General features: G+C 54.2%; 31 protein-coding genes, 1 other RNA gene and 1 other annotated feature. Of the genes, 17 read left to right on the forward strand and 15 right to left on the reverse strand.

Annotated elements, in window-relative coordinates; genetic code table 11:
- Window positions 1-41: 41 nt before the first annotated feature.
- Window positions 42-773 (reverse strand): purine nucleoside phosphorylase YfiH, encoded by a 732-nt coding sequence (yfiH, locus tag ACMGGX_RS04575; RefSeq protein ID WP_126796493.1) that lies wholly within the window; start codon window positions 771-773, stop codon window positions 42-44.
- Entirely contained in the window at window positions 770-1,750 is a 981-nt protein-coding gene (rluD, locus tag ACMGGX_RS04580) for a 23S rRNA pseudouridine(1911/1915/1917) synthase RluD (RefSeq protein WP_023308866.1), read from the reverse strand. Before rluD ends, yfiH begins: the two co-directional genes overlap by 4 nt.
- A 131-nt stretch (window positions 1,751-1,881) precedes the next feature.
- On the opposite strand from rluD, the gene bamD reads away from it, so the two are divergent.
- From bamD to pheA, 4 genes are all read left to right on the forward strand, one after another.
- Entirely contained in the window at window positions 1,882-2,619 is a 738-nt protein-coding gene (gene bamD, locus ACMGGX_RS04585) for an outer membrane protein assembly factor BamD (protein ID WP_023308867.1), read from the forward strand.
- Between the two features lie 268 nt (window positions 2,620-2,887).
- Entirely contained in the window at window positions 2,888-3,229 is a 342-nt protein-coding gene (gene raiA / locus ACMGGX_RS04590) for a ribosome-associated translation inhibitor RaiA (protein ID WP_003863162.1), read from the forward strand.
- Window positions 3,230-3,339: 110 nt separating this feature from the next.
- Window positions 3,340-3,465, forward strand: a sequence feature (Phe leader region).
- Complete coding sequence (gene pheL, locus ACMGGX_RS04595) at window positions 3,341-3,388, forward strand: pheA operon leader peptide PheL (protein ID WP_100249759.1); 48 nt, start codon at window positions 3,341-3,343, stop codon at window positions 3,386-3,388. (Overlaps the previous feature by 48 nt.)
- A 30-nt stretch (window positions 3,466-3,495) precedes the next feature.
- Window positions 3,496-4,656: a bifunctional chorismate mutase/prephenate dehydratase gene (gene pheA, locus ACMGGX_RS04600; protein ID WP_348561888.1), complete on the forward strand. Its 1,161-nt coding sequence runs from the start codon at window positions 3,496-3,498 to the stop codon at window positions 4,654-4,656.
- Here pheA and ACMGGX_RS04605 read toward each other — a convergent pair.
- The 3 genes from ACMGGX_RS04605 to aroF are packed head-to-tail and all read right to left on the reverse strand — an operon-like array spanning window position 4,653 to window position 7,788.
- Entirely contained in the window at window positions 4,653-5,525 is an 873-nt protein-coding gene (locus ACMGGX_RS04605; protein ID WP_348561887.1) for an SMP-30/gluconolactonase/LRE family protein, read from the reverse strand. The two genes, pheA and ACMGGX_RS04605, sit on opposite strands and share 4 nt — an antisense overlap.
- A 60-nt stretch (window positions 5,526-5,585) precedes the next feature.
- A complete protein-coding gene (gene tyrA, locus ACMGGX_RS04610; protein WP_348561886.1) occupies window positions 5,586-6,707 on the reverse strand; it encodes a bifunctional chorismate mutase/prephenate dehydrogenase in 1,122 nt (373 codons plus the stop codon).
- Between the two features lie 10 nt (window positions 6,708-6,717).
- Window positions 6,718-7,788, reverse strand: coding sequence for a 3-deoxy-7-phosphoheptulonate synthase AroF (aroF, locus tag ACMGGX_RS04615; protein WP_023308871.1), 1,071 nt, complete (start codon window positions 7,786-7,788; stop codon window positions 6,718-6,720).
- 214 nt (window positions 7,789-8,002) lie between these two features.
- Here aroF and ACMGGX_RS04620 point away from each other — a divergent pair, with 214 nt between their 5' ends.
- The 4 genes from ACMGGX_RS04620 to ACMGGX_RS04635 all read left to right on the forward strand — a co-directional run bounded on the left by ACMGGX_RS04620 (window position 8,003) and on the right by ACMGGX_RS04635 (window position 10,777).
- Window positions 8,003-8,377 carry a DUF2799 domain-containing protein gene (locus ACMGGX_RS04620; protein ID WP_085841433.1) on the forward strand — a complete coding sequence of 125 codons (375 nt, stop codon included), beginning with the start codon at window positions 8,003-8,005 and terminating at the stop codon, window positions 8,375-8,377.
- A 152-nt stretch (window positions 8,378-8,529) separates the two neighbouring features.
- The gene (locus ACMGGX_RS04625; protein ID WP_194401898.1) at window positions 8,530-9,066 is read left to right on the forward strand and encodes a YfiR/HmsC family protein; all 537 of its coding nucleotides are present in this window, start codon (window positions 8,530-8,532) and stop codon (window positions 9,064-9,066) included.
- A complete protein-coding gene (dgcN, locus tag ACMGGX_RS04630; protein ID WP_029741024.1) occupies window positions 9,059-10,279 on the forward strand; it encodes a diguanylate cyclase DgcN in 1,221 nt (406 codons plus the stop codon). Before ACMGGX_RS04625 ends, dgcN begins: the two co-directional genes overlap by 8 nt.
- Before the next feature lie 12 nt (window positions 10,280-10,291).
- Entirely contained in the window at window positions 10,292-10,777 is a 486-nt protein-coding gene (locus ACMGGX_RS04635; RefSeq protein WP_029741023.1) for an OmpA family protein, read from the forward strand.
- Window positions 10,778-10,779: 2 nt separating this feature from the next.
- Here the strand turns inward: ACMGGX_RS04635 and ACMGGX_RS04640 are convergent, their stop codons facing one another.
- From ACMGGX_RS04640 to ffh, 7 genes are all read right to left on the reverse strand, one after another.
- Window positions 10,780-12,150 carry a PepSY-associated TM helix domain-containing protein gene (locus tag ACMGGX_RS04640; RefSeq protein WP_420298098.1) on the reverse strand — a complete coding sequence of 457 codons (1,371 nt, stop codon included), beginning with the start codon at window positions 12,148-12,150 and terminating at the stop codon, window positions 10,780-10,782.
- 38 nt (window positions 12,151-12,188) lie between these two features.
- Complete coding sequence (locus tag ACMGGX_RS04645) at window positions 12,189-12,593, reverse strand: DUF2946 domain-containing protein (RefSeq protein WP_420298099.1); 405 nt, start codon at window positions 12,591-12,593, stop codon at window positions 12,189-12,191.
- 132 nt (window positions 12,594-12,725) lie between these two features.
- Window positions 12,726-13,073: a 50S ribosomal protein L19 gene (rplS, locus tag ACMGGX_RS04650; RefSeq protein WP_002914145.1), complete on the reverse strand. Its 348-nt coding sequence runs from the start codon at window positions 13,071-13,073 to the stop codon at window positions 12,726-12,728.
- 43 nt (window positions 13,074-13,116) lie between these two features.
- Complete coding sequence (trmD, locus tag ACMGGX_RS04655; RefSeq protein WP_014832949.1) at window positions 13,117-13,884, reverse strand: tRNA (guanosine(37)-N1)-methyltransferase TrmD; 768 nt, start codon at window positions 13,882-13,884, stop codon at window positions 13,117-13,119.
- Between the two features lie 31 nt (window positions 13,885-13,915).
- Window positions 13,916-14,455, reverse strand: coding sequence for a ribosome maturation factor RimM (gene rimM / locus ACMGGX_RS04660; RefSeq protein ID WP_029741020.1), 540 nt, complete (start codon window positions 14,453-14,455; stop codon window positions 13,916-13,918).
- Between the two features lie 15 nt (window positions 14,456-14,470).
- Complete coding sequence (rpsP, locus tag ACMGGX_RS04665; RefSeq protein WP_003863133.1) at window positions 14,471-14,719, reverse strand: 30S ribosomal protein S16; 249 nt, start codon at window positions 14,717-14,719, stop codon at window positions 14,471-14,473.
- A 116-nt stretch (window positions 14,720-14,835) separates the two neighbouring features.
- Window positions 14,836-16,197: a signal recognition particle protein gene (gene ffh / locus ACMGGX_RS04670; RefSeq protein ID WP_014884878.1), complete on the reverse strand. Its 1,362-nt coding sequence runs from the start codon at window positions 16,195-16,197 to the stop codon at window positions 14,836-14,838.
- Between the two features lie 166 nt (window positions 16,198-16,363).
- Between ffh and ACMGGX_RS04675 the strand changes: the two genes are divergently transcribed.
- On the forward strand, window positions 16,364-17,155 hold the full coding sequence (locus ACMGGX_RS04675) for a cytochrome C assembly family protein (protein ID WP_014884879.1): 792 nt from the start codon (window positions 16,364-16,366) through the stop codon (window positions 17,153-17,155).
- A 19-nt stretch (window positions 17,156-17,174) separates the two neighbouring features.
- Entirely contained in the window at window positions 17,175-18,461 is a 1,287-nt protein-coding gene (locus ACMGGX_RS04680) for an HlyC/CorC family transporter (RefSeq protein ID WP_032665125.1), read from the forward strand.
- Window positions 18,462-18,512: 51 nt separating this feature from the next.
- On the opposite strand, the gene grpE is transcribed toward ACMGGX_RS04680, so the two are convergent.
- The gene (grpE, locus tag ACMGGX_RS04685) at window positions 18,513-19,106 is read right to left on the reverse strand and encodes a nucleotide exchange factor GrpE (protein WP_023308880.1); all 594 of its coding nucleotides are present in this window, start codon (window positions 19,104-19,106) and stop codon (window positions 18,513-18,515) included.
- A 122-nt stretch (window positions 19,107-19,228) separates the two neighbouring features.
- Here grpE and nadK point away from each other — a divergent pair, with 122 nt between their 5' ends.
- From nadK to bamE, 3 genes are all read left to right on the forward strand, one after another.
- Complete coding sequence (gene nadK, locus ACMGGX_RS04690) at window positions 19,229-20,107, forward strand: NAD(+) kinase (RefSeq protein ID WP_008502500.1); 879 nt, start codon at window positions 19,229-19,231, stop codon at window positions 20,105-20,107.
- Between the two features lie 85 nt (window positions 20,108-20,192).
- Window positions 20,193-21,854, forward strand: a complete 1,662-nt coding sequence (gene recN / locus ACMGGX_RS04695; RefSeq protein WP_420298100.1) for a DNA repair protein RecN — start codon at window positions 20,193-20,195, stop codon at window positions 21,852-21,854.
- Between the two features lie 138 nt (window positions 21,855-21,992).
- Window positions 21,993-22,331: an outer membrane protein assembly factor BamE gene (bamE, locus tag ACMGGX_RS04700; protein WP_023308883.1), complete on the forward strand. Its 339-nt coding sequence runs from the start codon at window positions 21,993-21,995 to the stop codon at window positions 22,329-22,331.
- 109 nt (window positions 22,332-22,440) lie between these two features.
- On the opposite strand, the gene ACMGGX_RS04705 is transcribed toward bamE, so the two are convergent.
- On the reverse strand, window positions 22,441-22,728 hold the full coding sequence (locus ACMGGX_RS04705; protein ID WP_025759268.1) for an RnfH family protein: 288 nt from the start codon (window positions 22,726-22,728) through the stop codon (window positions 22,441-22,443).
- Complete coding sequence (locus ACMGGX_RS04710) at window positions 22,718-23,155, reverse strand: type II toxin-antitoxin system RatA family toxin (RefSeq protein WP_024908332.1); 438 nt, start codon at window positions 23,153-23,155, stop codon at window positions 22,718-22,720. Before ACMGGX_RS04710 ends, ACMGGX_RS04705 begins: the two co-directional genes overlap by 11 nt.
- 156 nt (window positions 23,156-23,311) lie before the next feature.
- Here ACMGGX_RS04710 and smpB point away from each other — a divergent pair, with 156 nt between their 5' ends.
- From smpB to ACMGGX_RS04730, 4 genes are all read left to right on the forward strand, one after another.
- Window positions 23,312-23,794 (forward strand): SsrA-binding protein SmpB, encoded by a 483-nt coding sequence (gene smpB / locus ACMGGX_RS04715; RefSeq protein ID WP_008502505.1) that lies wholly within the window; start codon window positions 23,312-23,314, stop codon window positions 23,792-23,794.
- A gap of 89 nt (window positions 23,795-23,883) precedes the next feature.
- Window positions 23,884-24,246: a transfer-messenger RNA gene (ssrA, locus tag ACMGGX_RS04720) on the forward strand.
- A 416-nt stretch (window positions 24,247-24,662) separates the two neighbouring features.
- Window positions 24,663-25,019: a hypothetical protein gene (locus tag ACMGGX_RS04725; RefSeq protein ID WP_029740047.1), complete on the forward strand. Its 357-nt coding sequence runs from the start codon at window positions 24,663-24,665 to the stop codon at window positions 25,017-25,019.
- 87 nt (window positions 25,020-25,106) lie between these two features.
- Window positions 25,107-25,451 (forward strand): cupin domain-containing protein, encoded by a 345-nt coding sequence (locus ACMGGX_RS04730; RefSeq protein ID WP_126796482.1) that lies wholly within the window; start codon window positions 25,107-25,109, stop codon window positions 25,449-25,451.
- Window positions 25,452-25,479: the final 28 nt, after the last annotated feature.

The following is a 25,479-nucleotide window of genomic DNA, read 5'->3' on the forward strand; positions in this document are numbered from 1 at the left end:
AAAAGAAAACGGCACGTACCGGATCGTCTTGATTCTTTAGGTTATATCAGCCAAATGAAACTTGCCATACGCCCCGTGGTCTTGTCGCGACGATAGGAGAAAAAATCACCCTTTTCGGTGAATGTGCAGCGATCGCCGCCGAAGATCTGCGTCACGCCAACGTTATTCAGACGCTGACGGGCGAGCTGGTAAATATCGGCCAGATATTTATCTCCCGCAGGCAGGAAGGCTTCAACCGCTTGCGGATCTTTTTCCATAAAGGCTTCGCGAACCTCTGGCCCCACTTCGAAAGCGCGAGGACCAATGGCCGGGCCAAGCCAGGCCATAATATTGGCGGGCTCATCGTTAAAGCAGGCGACAGTTTCTTCGAGCACGCCTTCACATAGACCACGCCAGCCCGCGTGTGCTGCCGCCACCTCGGTACCTGCACGGTTACAGAACAGAACCGGCAGACAATCGGCGGTCATCACGGCACAAACGGTTCCCGGAGTATTACTGTAAGAGGCATCAGCGCGTTTAGAAGCATAGGGTTCCCCCGTCAACTTCAGTACCGCGTTACCATGAACCTGTTCCAGCCAGATCGGTTTCGACGGCAAGTTACCCGCAGCAAACAAACGTCTGCGGTTCTCTTCAACGTGTTCCAGGTTGTCGCCACAGTGCGCACCGAGGTTCAAAGACTCCCACGCGCCCTGGCTAACACCGCCAATACGGGTTGAACTACAGGCGGCCACGCCAGCAGGCAATGGCCACTCCGGGACAATCAGTTTGGTCATAACCAGTCCACTTGATCCTTATGTTCTTCGAAATCAGCACGCATGGCGTCGATAAGATCCACCATATCCTGCGGGATAGGCGCATGCCACTCCATCTGAATACCGGTGATAGGGTGGTAAAGACGCAGCATAGTCGCGTGCAGCGCCTGACGATCGAATTTACGCAATACGCTGATGAACTCATCCGATGCGCCTTTAGGTGGACGAGGGCGGCCACCGTATACCTGATCCCCTACCAGCGGATGGGTAATGTGGGCCATATGCACGCGGATCTGGTGAGTACGTCCGGTTTCCAGACGCAGACGCAGGCGCGTATGAATACGGAAGTGCTCCATAATGCGATAGTGCGTCACCGCCGGTTTACCCATCGGATGCACCGACATATGGGTACGTTTAGTCGGATGACGGCTGATTGGCTCTTCCACCGTTCCGCCAGAGGTCATATGCCCAATGGCTACTGCTTCATACTCGCGGGTGATTTCACGCAGCTGCAGCGACTCCACCAGACGGGTCTGAGCAGGAACGGTCTTCGCCACCACCATCAAACCGGTGGTGTCTTTATCCAGACGGTGCACGATGCCCGCGCGCGGAACATCCGCGATCGGCGGATAATAATGGAGAAGTGCGTTAAGTACCGTACCGTCAGGGTTCCCCGCGCCCGGATGAACAACCAGGTCGCGCGGCTTGTTGATCACCAGAATGTCATCATCTTCATAGACGATGTCCAGTGGGATATCCTGCGGCTCGAAGCGGATTTCCTCTTCGATTTCAGCATTGATGGCGACAGCTTCCCCACCTAACACTTTCTCTTTTGGTTTGTCCCAGATCTTGCCGTTTACCAGCACGCGCTGGTCAAGGATCCATTCTTTTATGCGTGAACGCGAATAATCAGGGAACAATTCGGCCAAAGCCTGATCTAAGCGTTGACCGAGCTGATTTTCGGAGACTGTTGCGGTGAGTTCTACTCGTTGTGCCATAAACTGCTTCTTCGTTTAACGTTGGGTTTTACGGCTTTGCCGTTTAATATAGTGTGCTATTGTAGCTGGTCTTAATCGGGAGCAGGAACAGAGTTTCTCCCGGACAAACATTTGAGGAAAGTCAAAACGTCATGACGCGCATGAAATATCTGGTGGCAGCGGCCACGTTGAGCCTGGCTTTGGTGGGCTGCTCCGGTTCAAATGAACAGGTCCCTGACAATCCGCCGAATGAAATCTATGCGACTGCACAACAAAAGTTGCAGGACGGTAACTGGAAACAGGCGATAACGCAACTGGAAGCGTTGGATAATCGCTATCCATTTGGTCCATATTCGCAGCAGGTACAGTTAGATCTCATCTACGCATACTATAAAAATGCCGATCTGCCGCTGGCTCAGGCAACTATCGATCGTTTCATGCGTCTGAACCCGACTCATCCTAACATCGACTACGTGATGTACATGCGCGGCCTCACCAACATGGCGCTGGACGACAGTGCGCTGCAGGGCTTCTTCGGCGTGGATCGTTCCGACCGTGACCCGCAGCATGCGCGTGATGCCTTCAATGACTTCTCCAAGCTAGTGCGCGGCTATCCGAACAGTCAGTACGTGACTGACGCCACCAAACGTCTGGTGTTCCTGAAAGATCGTCTGGCGAAATATGAATACTCTGTAGCGGAATACTATACCCGTCGTGGCGCATGGGTTGCCGTGGTTAACCGCGTAGAAGGTATGCTGCGTGATTATCCGGATACTCAGGCAACGCGCGATGGCCTGAAGCTGATGGAAAATGCTTACCGTCAGATGCAGATGACCGCTCAGGCTGAAAAAGTGGCGAAAATCATCGCCGCGAACAGCAGCAACACCTGATATTGCCTCAATGCAAAACGGCAGCCCGAAGGCTGCCGTTTTTTTATTCATTTTAGCGCGTCGCTGAAGCGCTTAAGCCTCAACATATCCAGTCAACTATGGCCCCAATTTTTACCTTCGACAAGGTAAATCTCACCTCTTCCTGCCCTGCCTCACAAAAAAGATTCCCTGACAAAAACCGACAAAATAACGTGATCTAAATCACACATTTTGACATTAGGTCGGGTATGCTGGAATCACCAAGACGGAAAGACAAGAGGTAAAATTTATGACAATGAACATTACCAGTAAACAAATGGAAATTACTCCGGCAATCCGCCAGCACGTCGCAGACCGTCTCGCCAAACTGGATAAATGGCAAACTCATTTGATTAATCCACATATCATCCTGTCCAAGGAGCCGCAGGGTTTCATCGCTGACGCAACTATCAATACTCCAAACGGCCATCTGGTCGCCAGCGCAAAACACGAGGATATGTACACCGCTATTAACGATTTGATCAACAAGCTGGAACGGCAGCTCAATAAAGTGCAACACAAAGGTGAAGCCCGTCGCGCCGCTACATCGGTGAAAGACGCCAGCTTCGCGGAAGAAGTTGAAGAAGAGTAATCCTTTAAATTGAGTGTACCGCCAACGCGCCTTCGGGCGCGTTTTTTGTTTTTTATTGACAGGGTGAAAACAGTACGGGTACTTTAACGGTATCAATCACAGGATGACTTTATGAAACTTACGCCGTTCTTCTTCGCATTCTTTTTTACCTTCCCCTGAACGGGAGGCGTTTCGTCGTGTGATAAAGAATGCGAAGACGAACAACAAGGCCTCCCACACCGGGGGGCCTTTTTTATTGATAACGATAAAATGAGACCGACAACACTATGACACCGGAAAACCCATTACTGGATCTGCGAGTAAAAATCAGCGCGCTGGATGAGAAACTGCTGGCGCTGCTGGCCGAACGCCGCGCCCTTGCCGTTGAAGTGGGCAAAGCCAAGCTAGACTCCCATCGTCCGGTGCGTGATATTGACCGCGAGCGAGATCTGCTGGAACGTCTCATTCAGCTCGGCAAAGCGCATCACCTCGATGCCCACTACATAACCCGGTTGTTCCAGCTCATCATCGAAGACTCCGTTCTCACCCAGCAAGCGCTGCTCCAGCAGCATCTGAACAAAACCAACCCACACTCTGCGCGTATCGCCTTCCTCGGTCCGAAGGGGTCTTATTCTCACCTGGCCGCACGTCAGTATGCCGCACGCCATTTCGAAGAATTTATTGAGAGCGGCTGTGCCAAGTTTGCCGACATTTTTAATCAGGTTGAGACCGGCCAGGCGGATTACGCCGTCGTACCGATTGAAAACACTAGCTCCGGCGCCATCAACGACGTCTACGATTTGCTGCAGCATACCAGCCTGTCGCTGGTAGGTGAGCTGACGATCCCTATCGATCACTGCGTGCTGGTCTCTGGCTCAACCGACCTGAGCAAGATCGAAACGGTTTACAGTCATCCACAGCCGTTCCAGCAGTGCAGCCAGTTCCTGAACCGCTATCCGAACTGGAAAATTGAGTACACCGAAAGCACCTCGGCGGCGATGGAAAAAGTGGCGCAGGCTAACACCCCAACCGTCGCCGCGCTCGGCAGCGAAGCGGGCGGGGCGCTGTATGGTTTACAGGTGCTGGAACGCAACCTGGCGAACCAGACGCAAAATATCACCCGTTTCGTGGTACTGGCACGCAAGGCAATCAATGTTTCTGACCAGGTGCCGGCCAAAACCACGCTGCTGATGGCGACCGGCCAACAGGCCGGTGCGCTGGTTGAAGCCCTGCTGGTGCTGCGTAACCACAACCTGATCATGACCAAACTGGAATCACGCCCAATCCACGGTAACCCGTGGGAAGAGATGTTTTATCTTGATATCCAGGCCAACCTGGAATCTGCTTCCATGCAGAAAGCCCTGCGCGAACTGGGCGAGATCACGCGCTCCATGAAAGTGCTGGGCTGCTATCCGAGCGAAAACGTGGTCCCGGTTGACCCGGCTTAACGTTCGATGAATCGGCTTTTCTTCATCCCTGCCACGTTCACCGGCAGGGTGAAGATGGCACCGGAGAGCGGATACTTCGCCACCTCGTCCGCATCCATATTTTCCCGCGTGGTGGTAATAAACAGCGTTTTCATGTCATCGCCGCCAAAGCAGACCATCGTCGGGCAACGCACCGGCATGCGGTATTCTTCCAGCTGCTCCCCGTGCGGAGAAAAACGTGCAATACGCCAGCCGTCAAACAGCGCGCTCCAGTAGCAGCCTTCCACATCCATGGCCGCGCCGTCCGGTATCCCTTCGCCCTCTTTAAACTGACGAAACACCTCGCGCCTGCCGGGTTCGCCCTGCTCATCAAGCGGCGTTCGGTAAATAACGCCGTTTGGCGTATCTGAAGTAAACATCCATTGATTATCCGGGCTAAACGCTAAGCCGTTGTGGCCGTGAATATCGCACTGGATCACTTTCGGCGTCAGGTCGTTGTCGATGCGCATCAACAGGGCACCGTTGTAATCTCCCGGCCCCCAAAACGTGCCCGCATAGAATCGCCCCAGAGAATCGGTGCCGCCGTCGTTAAAACGTGCGAGCTGCGGGTTAGAGGGGTTATCGCACACCTTGCGGCGCAGCAGGCCGTGTTTATCGGTCAGCCAGATACCCGTTCGCATCGCAACGATAAAACCACCCTGCTCGCGCAGCGCGAAACACCCCACCTCCTCATGGAAAGAGAGTACGGTGTGTTCTGCCGTCGGCAGATGATAGCGGTGGATCTCCCCTTCCAGAATATCGGCCCAGTAGAGCGCGTGCTCTTCTGCGCTCCACGTCGGGCATTCAGGCAGATGCCCGGTGTAATTCAACAGCAGCTGCGGTTCGGCCATGACAGTTCCCCAAAATAAAAAAAGCCAGCAATGCTGGCTTTCAGTATATACATCATCGCATTACTGGCGACTGTCATTTGCCTGGCGCAACAGCGTCCGGCTCTCACTCTGGAAACGCTGAGCGTAATCGCCAAACCAGTGCTCGACCTTGCGGAAACTGTCGATAAACGCCTGCTTGTCTCCGTGCTCCAGCAACGTAATGGCTTCACCAAAGCGCTGATAGTAGCGCTTGATGAGCGCCAGGTTGTTCTCGGAGGACATAATAATGTCCGCGTAAAGCTGCGGATCCTGAGCAAACAGGCGCCCTACCATCGCCAGCTCCAGACGATAGATAGGCGAAGAGAGCGCCAGCAGCTGTTCAAGCTGCACGTTCTCTTCCGCCAGATGCAGACCGTAGGCAAACGTCGCAAAGTGGCGCAGCGCCTGAATGAACGCCATGTTCTGATCGTGCTCGACCGCGCTGATGCGGTGCAGTCGCGCACCCCATACCTGAATCTGTTCCAGGAACCACTGATAGGCTTCCGGCTGACGACCGTCGCAGTAAACCACCACCTGCTTAGCCAGGCTGCCGCTGTCCGGTCCAAACATCGGGTGCAGACCCAGAACCGGGCCGGTATGCGCAGCCAGCATCGCCTGCAGCGGACCATTTTTGACGGAGGCCAGATCCACCAGGATGCAATCTTTCGGTAAAAGAGGAAGCTTTTCGATGATCTGCTCCGTCACGTGGATCGGCACGCTGACGATAACCATCCCGGCATCTTTCATGAGTTCCGGAGCATGCGCCCAGTCCTCTTTTTCCAGAATGCGCACCTGGTAGCCAGAAAGCATCAGCATTTTTTCAAACAGACGCCCCATCTGCCCTGCACCGCCGACAATCACCACCGGCCGCAGGGACGGACAGAGAGTTTTGAAGCCTTTGTCGTTTTCGCTGGAATAGGATTCCCGCATCACGCGACGCAGAACATCTTCAATTAAATCCGGCGAAACGCCCAGCGCCTGGGCCTCTTTGCGACGAGAGGCCAGCATTGAGGCTTCGCGCTCCGGGACGTAAATCGGCAGGCCGTATTTGCTTTTCACCTCACCAACTTCGGCAACCAGCGCCATACGGCGCGCCAGCAGGTCCAGCAGCGCCTTATCCACTTCATCAATTTGATCGCGCAGTGCGGTCAATTCAGCAACCATAACTAACCTCTTAAGCCAGACGCGTCGCCAGCTGGCCGTTCAAATCTTTGTGGATCTCACGCAGCAGCGCATCGGTGGTTTCCCAGCTGATGCAGGCATCCGTCACGGAGACGCCGTGCTTCATTGCGCTACGCGGTTGTTCCGATGACTGATTGCCTTCATGAATGTTGCTCTCAATCATCAGACCAATAATCGAACGGTTGCCATCTTTGATCTGTGCGATCACGGATTCCGCAACCGCAGGCTGGCGACGGTAATCTTTATTTGAATTACCATGACTGCAATCTACCATCAGTGCCGGGCGCAGTCCCGCCTGCTCCATCTCTTTTTCACACTGCGCCACGTCCGCCGGGCTGTAGTTAGGTGCTTTCCCGCCGCGCAGGATCACATGACCGTCCGGGTTACCCTGCGTTTGCAGGAGGCATACCTGGCCCGCCTGGTTGATACCGACGAAACGGTGCGGCATCGCAGCAGCGCGCATGGCGTTGATTGCCGTCGCCAGGCTGCCATCGGTACCGTTTTTAAAGCCAACCGGCATCGACAGGCCAGACGCCATCTCGCGGTGAGTTTGCGATTCTGTGGTACGCGCACCAATCGCCGACCAGCTGAACAGATCGCCCAGGTACTGCGGGCTGTTCGGGTCCAGCGCTTCGGTTGCCAGCGGCAGCCCCATGCTGACCAGCTCCACCAGCAGGCGACGCGCAATCTTCAGGCCTGCTTCCACATCAAACGAGCCATCCATGTGCGGATCGTTAATCAACCCTTTCCAGCCGACGGTCGTACGTGGCTTCTCAAAATAGACGCGCATCACCAGATAGAGGCTATCGCTGACCTCCTCCGCTAACGCTTTAAATCGACGAGCATATTCTATGGCGGTTTCAGGATCGTGAATGGAGCAAGGACCGCATACCACCAGCAGGCGCGGATCGCGGCCGGCGATAATGTCAGAAATGGTCTGGCGAGAGTGCTCGATCTGAGCCTCCTGCGCGACGCTCAGCGGAAATTCCGCTTTCAGTTGATCCGGAGTGATTAACACCTGTTCGTCAGTGATATGTACGTTGTTCAGCGCGTCTTTTTGCATGATGGCGATCCTGTAAAGCTCGTTTGCGATAGTTGTTTTCCTCAATGAGGTGAAACCACGATACCATAAAAAGTAAACATTTCAATCCAAAATACGTACACATTAGTTTACACAAGCCAATTTATTGCAAAAATAAGCCGGTAAAAACGTAAACTTTAAATTACAGACAGGTTTTCTTTAGCCAGGCTATGCTGAAGAAAAAAGGAGAATGGCTATGCGTTCAATTGCTCTCGCGCTGTTGTCGCTGTTTTTAACGGGCTGTCAGATCAATCCTTACACCTTCCAGCCCGACTGGACCAGCCCATCCTGGTTTGAAGCAGGTAAAGAAGACGCCATGAATGGCCTGCCGGTTAAAGATAACCAGGCCCTGGCCGATAGTTTTAACGACACACACGTTGATCGTAGCGAATATCTTCGCGGCTATGCTGACGGTCAGAAGAAAGTGTGCGAAGAAGGGTTTATTCACGCCTGGGGATTAGCCGGCAAATCTTTCCCTGCCAGTTGCGATACAGCCGAAAACGCGGCAAAACTGCGTGCGTCATGGCAGCAAGGGATGGATGAAAGTATGCGCTCCAGCAGACTGAATTAATCTAATTTCATCCACCGGAAAATAAACAACAGTAGGATTTAGCTTAGGTCGGCCTCATGCTATTTCTGACATAATGACGGCCCTGATAAACAATGGTATTCTGCCCGCAACTCTTAAGGACATCTATTTCCAGAGCGATGTGGCGGATTCTCGTGAGAAATTTATTCTTGATCTCTTTTTTCCGACTCACTCTGATGCTAACGCTGTTCCTTATGGTGGGCCCTGCGGCGGCAGGCACGCTTACGGAAACGGATAAATCGGTACGCTCGATTGTCTCAGGCATTGTGAGCTATACGCGATGGCCGTCACTTTCCGGGCAGCCTAAACTCTGCGTCTACGCCACTTCTCACTATACGCACGCCCTCAGCGGCGATGAGGGGCATAGCGAGTTACCTTATACTCCCGTTATTGTACGTAACGATCAGGAAGCCCTGGCCGCGACGTGTGATGCGATCTATTTCGGGTCTGAATCACCGGCAAAACAACTTGAATTAATAAGTCAATATCAGGGCAGAGCGTTGCTATTAATCTCAGAGCAAAATCCGGAATGTGTAATTGGCAGTGCCTTTTGCCTGATAATCGATCGCGGCCAGGTACGGTTCGCCGTCAACCTGGATGCATTGACGCGCAGTGGCGTAAGAGTCAATCCGGATGTATTAATGCTTGCACGGAATAAGCAGCATGGATAAAGATTTCACTTCAACGCCACGTCCGACGTTTAAAAGAACGTTGAGGCGAAACAGCATGATAAGCGTCATCATCACGATGACGTTAATATGGCTGCTGCTCTGTTTTGCTTCCGTCGTGACGTTAAAACAATACGCGCAAAAGAATCTCGAATTAACCGGCGCAACAATGAGCCACAGCCTGGAAGCGTCGCTGGTGTTCAACGACTCGCTGGCGGCCAACGAAACGCTGGCAGCTCTGGGCAAACAGGGCCAGTTTGCCGTGGCCGAGGTTATTAACGCGCATAAAAAGCGTTTTGCCTACTGGTCATGGAACCCGGAGGACAACAACGATACGCTGGGCGCACTGGTCAGCCGCTGGCTTTTCCCCGTACCGGTTGCGCAGCCCATCATGCATAACGGCGCAACGATCGGCGAAATTCGCCTTACCGCGCGTGACAGCCTGATCGGCCATTTCATCTGGATGTCGTTTGCCGTTCTGACCGGCTGTATTCTCTTTGCAACCGTCGTCGCGCTCACTATTACCCAGTCTTTGCATCACGGGATGGTCACGGCCCTGCAAAACATCACCGACGTGGTGCATGACGTTCGTACCAACCGCAACTTCTCCCGCCGGGTGAAAGACGGCCGTATCGAAGAGTTTCACCAGTTTGGTGAGGACTTCAACAGCCTTCTGGATGAGATGGAGGAGTGGCAACTCAAGCTCCAGGCGAAAAACGCCCAGCTGCTGCGTACCGCCATGCACGACCCGCTCACCGGTCTTGCCAACCGCGCGGCGTTTCGTAACAGCATTGCGGCCTTAATGAACGACCCTTCTGCCAAAACGAACTCGGCCCTGCTCTTCCTCGACGGTGATAATTTTAAGTTTATTAATGACACCTGGGGACATGCGGCAGGAGACTGCGTGCTGATTGAAGTCGCCAGCAGGATGATGGAGTTTGGCGACAAACGTCACCAGGCTTACCGCCTTGGCGGTGACGAATTTGCCATGGTGCTGTACGGCGTGCACTCTGAACTTGAGGTTCAACATATTTGTGCTGCGCTATCGCAGCAGTTTATCCGTCCGTTTGATCTTCATAACGGACAAAAAGCATCGATGTCACTCAGCATTGGCTTTGCTCTGGCGTGGGAAAATGCTTCCGTGGAAGCATTACTGGAGAGGGCTGACCGCAACATGTACCAGGTGAAAAACCAGCGTACGAAAACAACAAGTTAGAAGGGATACACTATGTTAAAACGTTACTTCGCGCCGATAGTTCTGGCCTCACTGGTTCTGGCAGGCTGTCAGTCGCCGCCGGAAGGTAAATTTACTCCTGAGCAAATTTCGGCGATGAAGTCTTACGGTTTTAACGAACTGAACGGTGACTGGTCGCTTGGCATGTCGGACACCATCCTGTTTGATAAAAATGACGCCAGACTGCGCCCGGAAAGTGAAACGCAGATCCAGTCCATGGCCTCTCGCCTGGCGGAAACCGGCCTGAATCACGCGCGAATGGACGGTCACACGGATAATTACGGTGAAGAAAGCTACAACGAAGCGCTGTCGTTAAAACGCGCCAATGCCGTGGCCGATGCCTGGGCGAAGGGCGCAAATATCCCGCGCAGCAATCTCACCACGCGGGGGTTAGGTCAAAAATACCCGGTTGCGAGCAACAGCACCCCGCAAGGGCGCGCTGAAAACCGCCGCGTCGCAGTGGTGATCAGCACGCCATAGGGTTATTTAGCGGAGGATTCGGCGAGCGTCACCCTGGTTGCCGCTCGCCAGCGCAGCCAGTCCGCCAGAACAAACAGCGCCAGACTCACGCCCATGACCGGCAAGGTCAGCCCCAGCAGTATGCTGATTACCACCGTAACCCCTCTTCCCCACCCTGACAGCGCCAGCCAGCTCTGACAAAGCGTCTGTACCGGACTCACTGCCGACCGTGCCGGACGACGCATCCACCACATCCGGTAACCCCAGATGATGAGCACGCACAGGGCGAGGCCGAACGCCACCAGCAGCAGCTGGTTCACCAGCCCGAATAAGATCCCCATATGGAAATCCACGCCCCAGCGGGTCAGTTTTGCCATTAACGGGAAATCCTCGAAACGGGTTCTGTCCAGGACCTGCATCGTCGAAGGATCAACCGCAACGGCGTCCACCTGAGTCGGCCAGCTGCGATCGATTTCCGTCACGGTCCAGGCGCTATCCGCCGTTTTTGCCGGGCGGATCTCCAGCCTGTTTGCATCAATTCCTGCTTTACGGGCCGCGCTTAATACTCCGTCAAACTGCGTCAGATCCATCGCCATTTCCGGCATCATCATGCCGCCGTGATGGCCCCGGTGTTCGGCATGCTCATCCACGGTCTCCTGTTGGCCGGAAAGCGTCGTGTTCACCTGCGGGGTGAGCCAGTTCATCTCTGCCCGCAGCTTATCGACGTTCCCGCCTGCCCATTGAGACCATGTCAGGCCGGTTGCAGAGAACAACAGCATTCCACCCAGCAGACTCCAGCCCAGCGTCACGTGCAGGCGACGACGATTCTGGAAGCGATTGTTGATCCGCCGTTTGGGTCGGGTATAAAACCACAGGGCTACACCGCCCAGCGCGGCAACCCACATCCAGGAGGCAGCAAGCTCGCTGTAGAGCCGACCCACGTCGCCCAACATCAAAGAGGTATGCAGGTAATCAATGGTCTGACGCAGCGGTAAAATCCCGCTGGTGCCGTATACCGTCATATCTCCCAGCACCGCCAGGCTTACCGGATCAATAAAAATAGCCCGGTTCTCCGATGGCCCAAGCGTCGGGTCAGCAAACATTATGCGGGTAGTTTCCCCTTCAGCCAGCCCCGGCCGCACGGCGTGCAAACGCACATCTGATCCAACGTTTTTTTCCGCCACGGCAATTTGTTCCGCCAGCGGCTGCGGCACGCCTACGGAATCCGCGTGGAGCGCGTGCCGGTAGAGCGCATTCTCCAGCTGCGGGGTCGCCACATACAGCGTACCGGTCAGCGCGGCAAAGAAGATAAACGGGCCGACAAACAGCCCAACGTAGAAATGGAGGCGACGCAGCAGGTTTCCCCATGCCGCGCGCGGAGTGCAGGTAGTCATACTTTTCCTTTTTAAGGCAGTAAGTTATCGATCTATTTTTAAAGGGAAAAAGCAGACTGCAGCGGCGGTGCGCGGGTATCAGGATAAAGCCAGGGGAAAAAGTGCCAGTGGCTGACCGCCTGGCGCGGCGGCTTAACGCGAAGCCTCTGCAGCATCACGCTGAGCAGGACGATCAGCGCCAGCATCACGCCAGGAACATGCGCTAACAGCACGCAGTAGCCGCACGCTTCCGCATGGTCGACAGGCATCGTGTGCGGCATATCGCCGTAATGCTCGTCCATCGACATCATGCTCATGTCATGATGCATGCCCGGCATGGCGCTCATGGGATCTTTCTGCAAGGAAACGGAGATAAGCGGCGCTACCACGATCAGCAGGATCGCAAACAGCGCGGTCAATGCCGCTGCGCGTTTCCGGTTAGGCTGATGCAGTACGTTATCCACGTCCCCTCCACTCAAGAGGCAAGCATTGTAAATGATTTATGACAAAAGGGTTAACGTGAGAAATGCGCAGGGATAAAAAAAGGGCCGGCCTTTCGGCCAGCCCTTTCTAACAGGATGTCGCTTAAGCGAATCTTAGTTCAGACGCTCTTTAATACGAGCAGACTTACCAGTACGCTCACGCAGGTAGTACAGTTTAGCTTTACGTACAGCACCACGACGTTTAACAGCAATGCTGTCAACTACCGGAGAGTGAGTCTGGAAGACACGCTCAACGCCTTCGCCGTTGGAAATTTTACGAACAGTGAATGCAGAGTGCAGACCGCGGTTACGAATAGCGATAACCACGCCCTCGAATGCCTGCAGACGTTTTTTGGAACCTTCAACAACCCATACTTTCACTTCCACGGTGTCACCTGGACGGAAGGAAGGTACGTCCTGCTTCATCTGCTCTTGTTCAAGTTGCTTAATAATGTTGCTCATAATTTAATCTCTTATCCTGGGTAAACTGATATTCGGGAGCGTATTACGCATTCCCATCATGTTCATGCTGCTGGTGCGCGTGTTCTGTTTTGAACTCGGCCAGCAACTTTGCTTGCTCTTCAGTCAGAGCCAGGTTTTCCAGAAGTTCAGGTCTTCTAAGCCAGGTTCGGCCCAGCGACTGCTTCAAACGCCAGCGACGTATCTCGGCATGGTTTCCAGACAGTAACACCGCCGGTACTTCCATCCCTTCTAACACTTCAGGACGAGTATAGTGTGGACAGTCCAGCAACCCATCGGCAAAGGAATCTTCCGTTGCCGAAGCTTCATGGCCCAGAACCCCCGGAATGAACCGGGCGACGGAGTCAATCAGCGTCATTGCGGGTAACTCACCACCGCTGAGAACGTAATCGCCGATAGACCATTCTTCGTCAATCTCGGTTTGAATTACGCGCTCATCTATCCCTTCGTAGCGCCCACAGACCAGAATCAGCTTTTGATTCGTCGCCAGTTCGCTCACGCCCGCTTGATCAAGCTTGCGTCCCTGAGGTGACAGATAAATCACCTTTGCGCCTTCACCTGCCGCGGCTTTTGCTGTGTGAATGGCGTCCCGTAAGGGTTGCACCATCATTAGCATCCCCGGTCCGCCGCCGTAAGGACGATCGTCCACGGTACGGTGCCGGTCATGAGTAAAGTCACGAGGACTCCAGCTCTGGATGCTCAGCAGGCCATTCTTTACTGCCCGGCCAGTTACCCCGTAATCGGTAATCGCGCGGAACATTTCAGGAAACAGGCTAATTATGCCAATCCACATAGCGCCGTCTTTTACCGTTTATCCGGAGAATTTAAAAACCAGGATCCCAATCTACTTCAATGGTTTGAGTAGTGAGATCGACTTTCTTGATAACCTGTCCATCGAGGAACGGAACCAACCGCTCCTTGATGCCAAATGCATCTTTCAGGTTTGCCTTAATGACGAGAACGTCATTTGACCCGGTTTCCATCATATCGATGACTTTCCCCAGGCTGTAGCCTTCGGTAGTGACTACCTGGCAACCCATAAGGTCTTTCCAGTAGTAGTCGCCCTCTTCCAGCTGTGGCAACTGCGACGAATCCACGACAATTTCACAATTAGTCAGCGCATTCGCAGCATCACGATCGTCAACGCCTTTCAGCTTGATGATGATGTCCTGATTGTGGTGACGCCAGCTTTCCAGCTCGACTTCTTCCCACTTACCGCCTTTCTGGATAAACCAGGGCTGGTAATCAAAAATGCTATCAGCGTCTTCAGTGGAGGAAAACACTCTGAGCCAACCACGGATACCGTAGCAAGAACCCATTTTTCCCAATACGATCGGTTCAACAGGTGCTTTATTGCTCATCATGACCACCGTGACAGATTAAGCTGCTTTGTTTGCTGCTTTGATCAGCGTAGCAACGCGATCGGAAACAGTAGCGCCCTGGCCAACCCAGTGAGCGATACGATCCAGATCCAGACGAGTTTCTTCTTCTGCGCCAGCGGCCAGTGGGTTGAAGAAACCAACGCGCTCGATGAAGCGACCGTTGCGTGCATTACGGCTGTCAGTCACAACAACCTGGTAGAACGGACGCTTTTTAGCGCCGTGACGAGCTAAACGAATAGTTACCATAACATCCTCTTGTGTGAATAAAACAACCGGGCCCCATCGAGGAACGGAGCCCGGGTGTCATATTAAAAGCCCGAAAATTTTACTCATTTTCGGGCAAAAAGCAATCTCAAAAGCGATTAACGCCCTGGAAAACCGGGGGGCATCATGCCTTTCATGCCGCGCATCATCTTCGCCATGCCGCCTTTCTTCATTTTCTTCATCATGCGCTGCATGTCGTCGAACTGTTTCAGAAGGCGGTTAACGTCCTGCACCTGCATGCCGCAACCGGCTGCGATACGGCGTTTACGGGAACCTTTGATGATATCCGGGTTAGCGCGCTCCTTGAGGGTCATCGAGTTGATGATCGCCTCCATACGCACCAGCACCTTGTCATCCATCTGCGCTTTCACGTTGTCAGGGATCTGGCCCATGCCCGGCAGTTTGCCCATCAGGCTGGCCATGCCGCCCATGTTTTTCATCTGACGCAGCTGCTCAAGGAAATCGGTGAGATCGAAACCGTCGCCTTTTTTCAGCTTGCTGGCCAGCTTCTCGGCCTGCGCGCGGTCAACCTTGCTCTCGATATCTTCGATCAGCGACAGCACGTCGCCCATACCGAGGATACGGGAGGCAATACGATCCGGGTGGAACGGCTCGAGCGCTTCAGTTTTCTCGCCCACGCCGAGGAATTTAATCGGCTTACCGGTGATGTGACGAATCGAGAGCGCCGCACCGCCGCGGGCGTCACCGTCCACTTTGGTCAGCACCACGCCGGTTAACGGCAGCGCTTCGTTAAACGCTTTCGCGGTATTCGCCGCATCCTGACCGGTCATGGCGTCGACAACGAACAGGGTCTCTACCGGGTTGATAGAGGCATGCACCTGCTTGATCTCGTCCATCATCGCTTCGTCAACGTGCAGACGACCGGCGGTATCCACCAGCAGCACGTCGTAGAATTTCAGCTTCGCTTCTTTCAGCGCCGCATTAACGATGTCGACAGGCTTCTGCGCCACGTCGGACGGGAAGAAATCTACGCCGACCTGCTCGGCCAGGGTTTCCAGCTGTTTGATCGCCGCCGGGCGATAGACGTCCGCAGAGACCACCAGCACTTTCTTCTTGTGCTTTTCACGCAGGAATTTACCCAGCTTACCGACGCTGGTCGTTTTACCCGCACCCTGCAGGCCCGCCATCAGCACCACGGCCGGCGGCTGAGCCGCCAGGTTAAGGACCTGGTTCTCTTCGCCCATCGCCGAAACCAGTTCATTACGAACGATTTTGACGAACTCCTGACCCGGGGTCAGGCTCTTGTTAACTTCATGACCAACCGCCTTCTCTTTAACGCGGTTGATAAAATCACGAACAACCGGCAACGCGACGTCTGCTTCCAGCAGCGCCATGCGCACTTCGCGCAGCGTTTCCTTGATGTTCTCTTCAGTAAGGCGTCCGCGGCCGCTGATGTTGCGCAGCGTGCGCGACAAACGATCGGTTAAATTATCAAACATTGTCTCTCGCCTGAGTAGAAACGTTGGGCCGCCATGGGCGACACATACACAGAATTTTGCCGGAGTATAACATGAAGGCGCCTTTGTTGTTATGCAACGGTTGGAGCAGGCGTCACGTAACGTTATACTGCTTCTCTTTCTTATTAAGACAACTGTCGATGCCTATATGCCTGTTTTCGCACTGATCGCCCTTGTTGCCTACTCTGTCAGCCTCGCGCTGATCGTTCCCGGCCTGCTGCAAAAAAACAGCGGCTGGCGGCGCATGGCTATTCTTTCCGCGGTAATCGCACTGATTAGCCACGCGTTTGCGCTGGAATCACGCATCATTCCCGGCGACGGCAGCGTGCAAAACCTGAGCGTCCTCAACGTCGGCTCGCTGGTCAGCCTGATGATCTGTACGGTAATGACCATCGTCGCCTCTAAAAATCGCGGCTGGCTGCTGCTGCCGATTGTCTATACCTTCGCGCTCATCAATCTGGCCCTCGCCACCTTTATGCCTAATGAATTCATTACGCATCTGGAGGCCACCCCGGGGATGCTGGTGCATATCGGCCTGTCGCTCTTTGCCTACGCGACGCTGATCATCGCCGCGCTTTACGCCATGCAGCTCGCCTGGATTGACTATCAGCTGAAAAACAAAAAGCTGGCGTTTAACCATGAAATGCCGCCGCTGATGGTCATTGAGCGTAAGATGTTCCACATCACCCAGGTGGGCGTGGTGCTGCTGACGCTGACGCTCTGCACGGGCCTGTTTTACATGAAGAACCTGTTTAGCGTGGAGAATATCGATAAAGCAGTGCTCTCCATCATCGCGTGGTTTGTCTATATTGTCCTGTTATGGGGCCATTATCATGAAGGCTGGCGCGGTCGTCGCGTGGTCTGGTTCAACGTCGCGGGTGCGGGCATTCTCACCCTTGCCTATTTTGGCAGCCGCTTCATACAGCAATTTGCTGGCTAAGTAACAAAAGGAGTTCCCCCTGGAACACATCTCTACCACCACGCTGATCGTTATCCTGATCGTCATGGTGGTCATCTCCGCCTATTTCTCCGGCTCGGAAACCGGCATGATGACCTTAAACCGCTACCGGTTACGTCATCGTGCTAAACAGGGTAACCGTGCCGCCCGTCGCGTTGAAAAACTGCTCCGCAAGCCGGATCGCCTGATAAGCCTGGTGCTCATCGGCAACAACCTTGTCAACATTCTTGCCTCAGCCCTCGGCACTATCGTCGGGATGCGCCTGTACGGCAACGCCGGGGTGGCGATTGCCACCGGCGTGCTGACGTTCGTGGTGCTGGTGTTTGCCGAAGTGCTGCCGAAAACCATCGCCGCGCTTTACCCTGAGAAAGTCGCCTACCCGAGCAGCTTCCTGCTGGCACCGCTGCTGATCCTGATGATGCCGCTGGTCTGGCTTCTGAACATGGTGACGCGCGTCCTGATGCGGATGGTGGGGATCAAAGCCGATGTCACCATCAGCAGCGCGCTCAGCAAAGAGGAGCTTCGCACCATCGTGCATGAATCCCGCTCGCAGATCTCCCGACGAAATCAGGACATGCTCCTGTCGGTGCTGGATCTGGAAAAGGTGAGCGTAAATGACATCATGGTGCCGCGTAACGAAATCGTCGGTATTGACATCAATGACGACTGGAAAGCCATCGTTCGCCAGCTGACGCACTCCCCGCACGGGCGCATTGTGCTGTATCGCGACTCACTGGATGACGCCATCAGCATGCTGCGCGTGCGCGAAGCCTACCGTCTGATGACCGAGAAAAAAGAGTTCACCAAAGAGGTGATGCTGCGCGCCGCCGACGAGATTTACTACGTGCCGGAAGGAACCCCGCTCAGCACGCAGCTGGTGAAATTCCAGCGAAACAAGAAGAAGGTCGGCCTGGTGGTCAATGAGTACGGCGATATTCAGGGGCTGGTGACGGTCGAAGATATTCTGGAAGAGATTGTCGGGGACTTTACCACGTCGATGTCACCTTCCCTCGCGGAAGAGGTCACCCCGCAAAACGACGGCTCGGTGCTGATTGACGGTAGCGCGAACATTCGTGAACTCAACAAAGCCTTTAACTGGCATTTGCCGGAAGATGAGGCTCGCACGATTAACGGGATGATTCTGGAAGCGCTGGAAGAGATCCCGGCGGCGGGCACGCGGGTGCGCATTGAGCAGTACGATATTGATATCCTGGACGTGCAGGACAACATGATTAAGCAGGTGAAAGTCCTGCCCGTAAAACCCCTACGCGAAAGTATCGCTGAGTAAGGCTGTAGGCCGGGTAAGGCGAAATCGCCACCCGGCACTACGAATGGCAAATTACGCTTTCGCTTTCGCCACGGTCACCATCGCAGCGCGAATGGTACGGCCGTTCAGGGTGTAACCTTTCTGCATCACGCCCAGCACTTTACCGGCTTCCACCTCTTCTGACTCCACCATTGCAATCGCCTGGTGAACGTTTGGATCCAGCGGTACGTCGGTATCGGCAATCACTTCCACGCCAAACTTACGCACCACGTCGAGCATGGATTTCAGCGTCAGTTCGATACCTTCGATCATTGCCGCGTTGTCCGGATTCGCTTTGTCAGCCACTTCCAGCGCGCGATCGAGGCTATCAATTACCGGCAGCAGTTCGTTGACGAATTTTTCCAGCGCAAATTTATGCGCCTTCTCAACGTCCTGCTCGGTACGACGACGCAGGTTTTCCATTTCCGCCTTGATGCGCAGAACACCATCGCGTTCGCGATTCTGCGCTTCTACCAGCTGGGCTTCCAGATTCGCAATTTTTTCATCGCGCGGGTCCACCTGCTCAGCAGATGCGTCTGGCTCTACAGCCTCAACTTCATCGTGCTGTTCCGTGATAATTTCTTCAGGGGCTTGCCCCTCAGGCGTTTTCTGTTCTTTACTACTCATGAATTTCTCCGCGTTTTTCTGCATTCATCTCGCTAACTTCGCTTATTATGGGGATCAGTTTCCGGGATTCAAGGGAACAAGACAGATTGTCATCATTCATCAGGCACAAGGACCTCCAGAAAATGAATAATCATTTCAGGTGTATTGGGATCGTCGGGCATCCGCGTCACCCTACCGCACTAACGACACATGAAATGTTGTATCGCTGGTTGTGTAGCAAAGGCTATGAAGTGATGGTCGAGCAGCAAATTGCGCAGGAGCTGCAGCTGAAGAGCGTCAAAACCGGCACGCTGGCGGAAATTGGCCAACAGGCCGATCTCGCCGTGGTGGTGGGCGGCGACGGCAACATGCTCGGCGCGGCCCGCACGCTGGCGCGTTATGACATTAAGGTCATCGGCATCAACCGTGGCAATCTCGGCTTTTTAACCGATCTCGACCCGGATAATGCGCAGCAGCAGCTGGCCGACGTGCTGGAAGGCCACTATATCAGTGAGAAACGCTTTTTACTGGAAGCGCAGGTGTGCCAGCAGGACTGCCAGAAGCGCATCAGCACCGCGATTAACGAGGTGGTTCTTCACCCCGGAAAAGTGGCGCACATGATCGAGTTCGAAGTTTATATCGACGAAATCTTTGCCTTCTCCCAGCGTTCCGACGGGCTGATTATCTCCACGCCGACCGGCTCAACCGCCTACTCACTTTCTGCCGGCGGCCCGATCCTGACGCCTTCGCTGGATGCCATCACCCTTGTGCCGATGTTTCCGCACACGCTCTCCGCCCGCCCGCTGGTCATCAACGGCGACAGCACGATACGTCTGCGCTTCTCGCACCGCCGTAACGACCTGGAGATCAGCTGCGACAGCCAGATAGCGCTGCCGATTCAGGAAGGTGAAGATGTCCTTATTCGTCGGTGTGATTACCATCTGAATCTGATTCACCCGAAAGATTACAGCTATTTCAACACATTAAGCTCGAAGCTTGGCTGGTCAAAAAAATTGTTCTGATTTTGCATCCAGTACTTTACTGTATAAAAAACCAGTTTATACTGTATGAAAACACAGTTATAGTTTTTCATACAGGAAAACAATTATGCTGGCACAACTGACCATCAGCAACTTTGCCATTGTTCGTGAGCTTGAGATCGATTTCCACAGCGGCATGACGGCGATCACCGGGGAAACCGGTGCAGGTAAATCCATTGCCATTGATGCCCTCGGCTTGTGCCTTGGCGGCCGCGCAGAAGGCGATATGGTGCGCATGGGCGCAAACCGTGCCGACCTGTGCGCTCGTTTCTCCCTGAAAGACACCCCTGCCGCCCAGCGCTGGCTGGAGCAGAACCAGCTTGAAGATGGACGTGAGTGTTTACTTCGCCGCGTGATCAGCAGCGACGGTCGTTCACGTGGCTTTATCAACGGCACGGCGGTCCCGCTCTCCCAGCTTCGCGAACTCGGCCAGCTGCTTATCCAGATCCACGGACAGCACGCGCACCAGCAACTCGTCAAACCTGAACAGCAGAAAGCGCTGCTCGATGGCTACGCGGGTGAGTACGCGCTTACTCAACTTATGGCGGAGCACTATCGCCAGTGGCATCAGAGCTGCCGTGAACTTGCCCAGCACCAGCAGCAAAGCCAGGAGCGCGCCGCACGTGCGGAGCTGCTGGCGTACCAGCTTAAAGAGCTAAACGAATTCAACCCGCAGCCGGGTGAGTTTGAGCAAATAGACGAAGAGTACAAGCGCCTGGCGAACAGCGGTCACCTGCTCTCAACCAGCCAGAATGCGCTCAACCTGCTGGCGGATGGCGAAGACGTGAACCTGCAGAGCCAGCTGTATAACGTCCGCCAGCTCATTACCGAACTGGTCAGCATGGACAGCAAGCTTTCAGGCGTCCTGGATATGCTGGAAGAAGCGGCGATTCAGATCTCCGAAGCCAGTGACGAACTGCGCCACTACTGTGAACGTCTGGATCTCGATCCGAACCGTCTGTTTGAGCTGGAGCAGCGTATCTCCCGTCAAATTTCACTGGCGCGCAAGCACCACGTCACGCCGGAAGAGCTGCCAGGATTCTATCAGTCTTTGCTGGAAGAACAGCAGCAGCTTGACGATCAGGCTGACTCGCAGGAGACCCTCTCTCTCGCGGTGAACCTGCATCATGAACAGGCGCTGGCGACAGCGCAAAAGCTGCATGAAATCCGTCAGCATTACGCTCAGGAGCTAAGCCAGCACATCACCGACAGCATGCACACGCTGGCGATGCCGCACGGCGTCTTCACCATTGATGTCCGCTTTGAAGAGAACCACCTGACGGCAGAAGGTGCGGATCGCATCGAGTTCCGCGTCACTACCAACCCGGGGCAGCCGCTGCAGGCTATCTCCAAAGTGGCATCCGGCGGTGAACTGTCGCGTATTGCACTGGCGATTCAGGTGATTACCGCGCGTAAAATGGAAACCCCGGCGCTGATTTTCGATGAAGTGGATGTCGGCATCAGCGGCCCAACGGCGGCGGTGGTGGGTAAACTGCTGCGCCAGCTAGGCGAATCAACGCAGGTGATGTGTGTCACCCACCTGCCGCAGGTCGCGGGCTGTGGTCATCATCACTTTATCGTCAGCAAAGAAACCGACGGTGAAATGACCGAAACGCACATGAAGCCGCTGGATAAACGTGCGCGTCTGCAGGAGCTGGCTCGCCTGCTCGGCGGCAGCGAAGTAACCCGTAATACGCTCGCGAACGCGAAAGAACTGCTGGCGGCATAAACTTTTTCGGGATCTCAGGGTCATACAGAACAACAAAAACGCCGCCAGACCGGTTTCAAAGTGGGGCAAGGTCTATTATCATCGGCATATTACATATGAGCCGCGTTCTGCTCGGGCCCGAAAAGGAATCAAATCACTATGCGTTGTAAAATGCTGACCGCTGCCGCAGCGGTTCTTCTGATGTTGACCGCAGGCTGTTCCACTCTGGAGAAAGTGGTTTACCGTCCTGACATCAACCAGGGGAACTACCTTACCCCTAACGATGTGTCCAAAATCCGTGTGGGGATGACACAACAGCAGGTCGCTTATACACTGGGAACCCCGATGATGTCCGATCCGTTCGGCACTAACACCTGGTTCTATGTATTCCGTCAGAAGCCGGGCCACGAAGATGCGACCCAGCAGACCCTGACGCTGACCTTCAGCAGCGCCGGTGTGTTGACCAACATCGACAACAAGCCTGCCCTGACCAAATAATCAGAAGTCAGAAATGCAAAAAGGTGCTCATTGAGCACCTTTTTTGTGTCTGAACTCTTGCGCAAAATCGTAGCCCCGGTAAGCGCAGCGCCACCGGGGGAATAAAGCGCTACTTACCCGATTTCTCCGCACGCTGGCGTCGCAGCTCTTTCGGGTCAGCAATCAGCGGGCGATAAATCTCAACCCGGTCGCCCTCTTTCAGCACATCACCCAGCTTCACCGGACGGCTATAAATCCCGACCTTATTTTTCGCCAGGTCGATATCGCTGCGAAGTTCGAGGATGCCGGAAGCGCGGATAGCCGCCTCAACGGTTGCCCCCTCTTCCAGCGTCACGCGCTGCAGATACTGCTTCTCCGGCAACGCGTACACCACTTCTACAGCAATCTTATGCGACACTGTAAACCTCTTTGGCGCGGGTGGTGAACGCCTGAACCATATTCGAAGCCAGCTCTTTAAAGATACGGCCAAACGCCAGTTCAATCAGCTTATTGGTAAATTCAAAGTCCAGCTGGAACTCGATGCGACAGGCGTCAGCGCTCAGCGGCGTAAACTTCCAGCCCCCCATCAGGGTTTTAAACGGACCATCCACCAGATGCATCAAAATACTCTGATTGCTGGTCAGCGTATTGCGGGTGGTGAACGTCTTGCTGATCCCCGCTTTGGAGACATCCACCGCCGCGGTCATCTGCGTCGGGCCGGATTCCAGAACGCGGCTCCCGGTGCATCCCGGAATAAATTCAGGATAAGACTGAACATCGTTCACTAACTGATACATTTGTTCCGCGCTGTAAGGCACAAGCGCAGTACGGCTAATCTGAGGCATAGCATTTCCCATGTTCACACAACGGACAAATAATAACATTTATCACCTGTTAAAAAAACGCTAAGCCTCATCTCGTGCTAAGATAGCGCGTTAGACCTCACAGGACGCAATGAGGTGACTTTTTGAAATCAGATTACCGACGGCTTTACGACACTTATGACGAAGAAAAAAGCACATAAACCAGGCTCGGCGACCATTGCGCTCAACAAGCGTGCTCGCCACGAGTATTTCATTGAAGAAGAATTCGAAGCTGGCCTTGCGTTGCAGGGCTGGGAAGTAAAATCGCTGCGCGCCGGGAAAGCCAACATCGGCGATAGCTACGTGATCCTGAAAGATGGCGAAGCCTTCCTGTTCGGCGCGAACTTTACGCCGCTGACCGTCGCCTCCTCGCACTACGTGTGTGACCCAACGCGCACCCGCAAGCTGCTGCTGAACAAGCGTGAGCTGGAATCCCTCTACGGACGCATCAACCGTGAAGGTTTTACCGTGGTAGCCCTGTCGCTGTACTGGAAAAACGCATGGTGCAAAGTGAAAGTTGGCGTCGCGAAGGGTAAAAAACAGCACGACAAACGTACTGACCTGAAAGAGCGCGAGTGGCAGTTGGACAAAGCGCGCATCATGAAAAACGCAGGGCGTTGATTCTGCACACTTATTGTACTATTCAATAAGTTAGCGTTCCGGGCTGGTATCCAGGAAGTGAACTCTGGTATACTTAGTTCAACACTATTGGGGCTGATTCTGGATTCGACGGGATTTGCGAAACCCAAGGTGCATGCCGAGGGGCGGTTTGCCTCGTTAAAAGCCGCAAAAAATAGTCGCAAACGACGAAAACTACGCTTTAGCAGCTTAATAACCTGCTCTGAGCCCTCTCTCCCTAGCTTCCGCTCTTAAGACGGGGATCAAAGAGAGGTCAAACCCAAAAGAGATCGCGTGGAAGCCCTGCCTGGGGTTGAAGCGTTAAAACTAATCAGGCTAGTTCGTTAGTGGCGTGTCTGTCCGCAGCTGGCGTGCGAATGTAAAGACAAACTAAGCATGTAGTACCGAGGATGTAGAAATTTCGGACGCGGGTTCAACTCCCGCCAGCTCCACCAAAATTCTCCATCGGTGATTACCAGAGTCATCCGATGAAGTCCTAAGAGCCCGCACGGCGCAAGCCCTGCGGGCTTTTTTGTACCCCATTCCCACAGTTCCATCCATCCCTTTGACAAACATCAACCCCCTTCCCGCATCTCCTGTGCAAAATTACCCACACCACCCAGAGCTACGGAATAGCTGCTCAACCCGGAAGGAACCCCACCATGTACAGACCCATAACCGTTATTATCTTCATTCTCCTGACCCTCGCCGCCCTTGCTGAAATAGGCTTTTTATCCTTTGGATAATCCTCAGGCGAAATATCCCTCATCAGGGCACATTGATCTCATTACAGTTTTTTCCTAAAGCCATCCCGTTACGCCTGTGCCATGCTGAATCACGCTCATAACCGATAACGTTAAATGAGGATATTATGAAAAAAACAATTATCGCATTATCTGCCGTTCTGCTGGCTTCCCCAGTATTTGCTGCGACCACACATGCAACTGACGATACCGTCGCTGCGGCGAACGCAAACGCCAACGAGGCGAAGCAAAAACTGCACGAAGAGCAGAACAAAGGTGAAGAGCTGAAGCTGAAGCAAAAACATGCTGCGGAAGGTAAAAGCGAGAGCCTGGGCAGCAAGGTCAGCGAAGATTCCCAGAAAGCCTGGCATAAAACCAAACAAGGCACCGAGAAAGGGTGGGATGCCACCAAAGAAGGCGCTGAGAAAGGCTGGAACAAAACCAAAGAAGGTGCCAGCGAGCTGGAAAAGAAAGTCACTGAGTAATCCCTTCGAAAGGCCGCGCAAGCGGCCTTTTTTATTCCCTCCCGCCCTGCTTCCTGAAGGCTAAACTTGTCTCAGGAGGGCACCATCATGAGCTACAAAGACACCGCACCAGAAACCCAGGGCGTTACCGTTGAACTACTCTCCATCGTCGATCTGGGCCCGGAGATCGCAGGCATGGACGGGCGTCAGCTTCGCATGCGCAGGGTAACCCTCGCCCCCGGCGCGGTCTTTGGTCCGGTGCACGATCATATCGATCGCCCCGGTACCGTTTTTATCATTGAGGGGACCATCACCGATCATCGTAACGGTATCGCCACCGATTACGGTCCCGGCGTCGGCTGGCCGGAAGACCATAATACGATCCACTGGCTGGAAAACCGGGGCCCGGTGACCGCCGTCGAAATCTCGGTGGATATCGTTAAAACAGCCTGACGCATAAAAGCCGAATAGATCCCGGGGG

It is taken from the genome of Enterobacter sp. BNK-29 (assembly GCF_048684785.1).
Lineage (GTDB): Bacteria > Pseudomonadota > Gammaproteobacteria > Enterobacterales > Enterobacteriaceae > Enterobacter > Enterobacter cloacae_M.

Coding starts and splice junctions, on each gene's coding strand:
- yfiH (WP_126796493.1), bottom strand. CDS start 773: ATGACCAAACTGATTGTCCCGGAGTGGCCATTGCCTGCTGGCGTGGCC.
- rluD (WP_023308866.1), bottom strand. CDS start 1,750: ATGGCACAACGAGTAGAACTCACCGCAACAGTCTCCGAAAATCAGCTC.
- bamD (WP_023308867.1), top strand. CDS start 1,882: ATGACGCGCATGAAATATCTGGTGGCAGCGGCCACGTTGAGCCTGGCT.
- raiA (WP_003863162.1), top strand. CDS start 2,888: ATGACAATGAACATTACCAGTAAACAAATGGAAATTACTCCGGCAATC.
- pheA (WP_348561888.1), top strand. CDS start 3,496: ATGACACCGGAAAACCCATTACTGGATCTGCGAGTAAAAATCAGCGCG.
- ACMGGX_RS04605 (WP_348561887.1), bottom strand. CDS start 5,525: ATGGCCGAACCGCAGCTGCTGTTGAATTACACCGGGCATCTGCCTGAA.
- tyrA (WP_348561886.1), bottom strand. CDS start 6,707: ATGGTTGCTGAATTGACCGCACTGCGCGATCAAATTGATGAAGTGGAT.
- aroF (WP_023308871.1), bottom strand. CDS start 7,788: ATGCAAAAAGACGCGCTGAACAACGTACATATCACTGACGAACAGGTG.
- ACMGGX_RS04620 (WP_085841433.1), top strand. CDS start 8,003: ATGCGTTCAATTGCTCTCGCGCTGTTGTCGCTGTTTTTAACGGGCTGT.
- dgcN (WP_029741024.1), top strand. CDS start 9,059: ATGGATAAAGATTTCACTTCAACGCCACGTCCGACGTTTAAAAGAACG.
- ACMGGX_RS04635 (WP_029741023.1), top strand. CDS start 10,292: ATGTTAAAACGTTACTTCGCGCCGATAGTTCTGGCCTCACTGGTTCTG.
- ACMGGX_RS04640 (WP_420298098.1), bottom strand. CDS start 12,150: ATGACTACCTGCACTCCGCGCGCGGCATGGGGAAACCTGCTGCGTCGC.
- rplS (WP_002914145.1), bottom strand. CDS start 13,073: ATGAGCAACATTATTAAGCAACTTGAACAAGAGCAGATGAAGCAGGAC.
- trmD (WP_014832949.1), bottom strand. CDS start 13,884: ATGTGGATTGGCATAATTAGCCTGTTTCCTGAAATGTTCCGCGCGATT.
- rimM (WP_029741020.1), bottom strand. CDS start 14,455: ATGATGAGCAATAAAGCACCTGTTGAACCGATCGTATTGGGAAAAATG.
- rpsP (WP_003863133.1), bottom strand. CDS start 14,719: ATGGTAACTATTCGTTTAGCTCGTCACGGCGCTAAAAAGCGTCCGTTC.
- ffh (WP_014884878.1), bottom strand. CDS start 16,197: ATGTTTGATAATTTAACCGATCGTTTGTCGCGCACGCTGCGCAACATC.
- ACMGGX_RS04675 (WP_014884879.1), top strand. CDS start 16,364: ATGCCTGTTTTCGCACTGATCGCCCTTGTTGCCTACTCTGTCAGCCTC.
- grpE (WP_023308880.1), bottom strand. CDS start 19,106: ATGAGTAGTAAAGAACAGAAAACGCCTGAGGGGCAAGCCCCTGAAGAA.
- nadK (WP_008502500.1), top strand. CDS start 19,229: ATGAATAATCATTTCAGGTGTATTGGGATCGTCGGGCATCCGCGTCAC.
- recN (WP_420298100.1), top strand. CDS start 20,193: ATGCTGGCACAACTGACCATCAGCAACTTTGCCATTGTTCGTGAGCTT.
- bamE (WP_023308883.1), top strand. CDS start 21,993: ATGCGTTGTAAAATGCTGACCGCTGCCGCAGCGGTTCTTCTGATGTTG.
- ACMGGX_RS04710 (WP_024908332.1), bottom strand. CDS start 23,155: ATGCCTCAGATTAGCCGTACTGCGCTTGTGCCTTACAGCGCGGAACAA.
- smpB (WP_008502505.1), top strand. CDS start 23,312: ATGACGAAGAAAAAAGCACATAAACCAGGCTCGGCGACCATTGCGCTC.
- ACMGGX_RS04725 (WP_029740047.1), top strand. CDS start 24,663: ATGAAAAAAACAATTATCGCATTATCTGCCGTTCTGCTGGCTTCCCCA.
- ACMGGX_RS04730 (WP_126796482.1), top strand. CDS start 25,107: ATGAGCTACAAAGACACCGCACCAGAAACCCAGGGCGTTACCGTTGAA.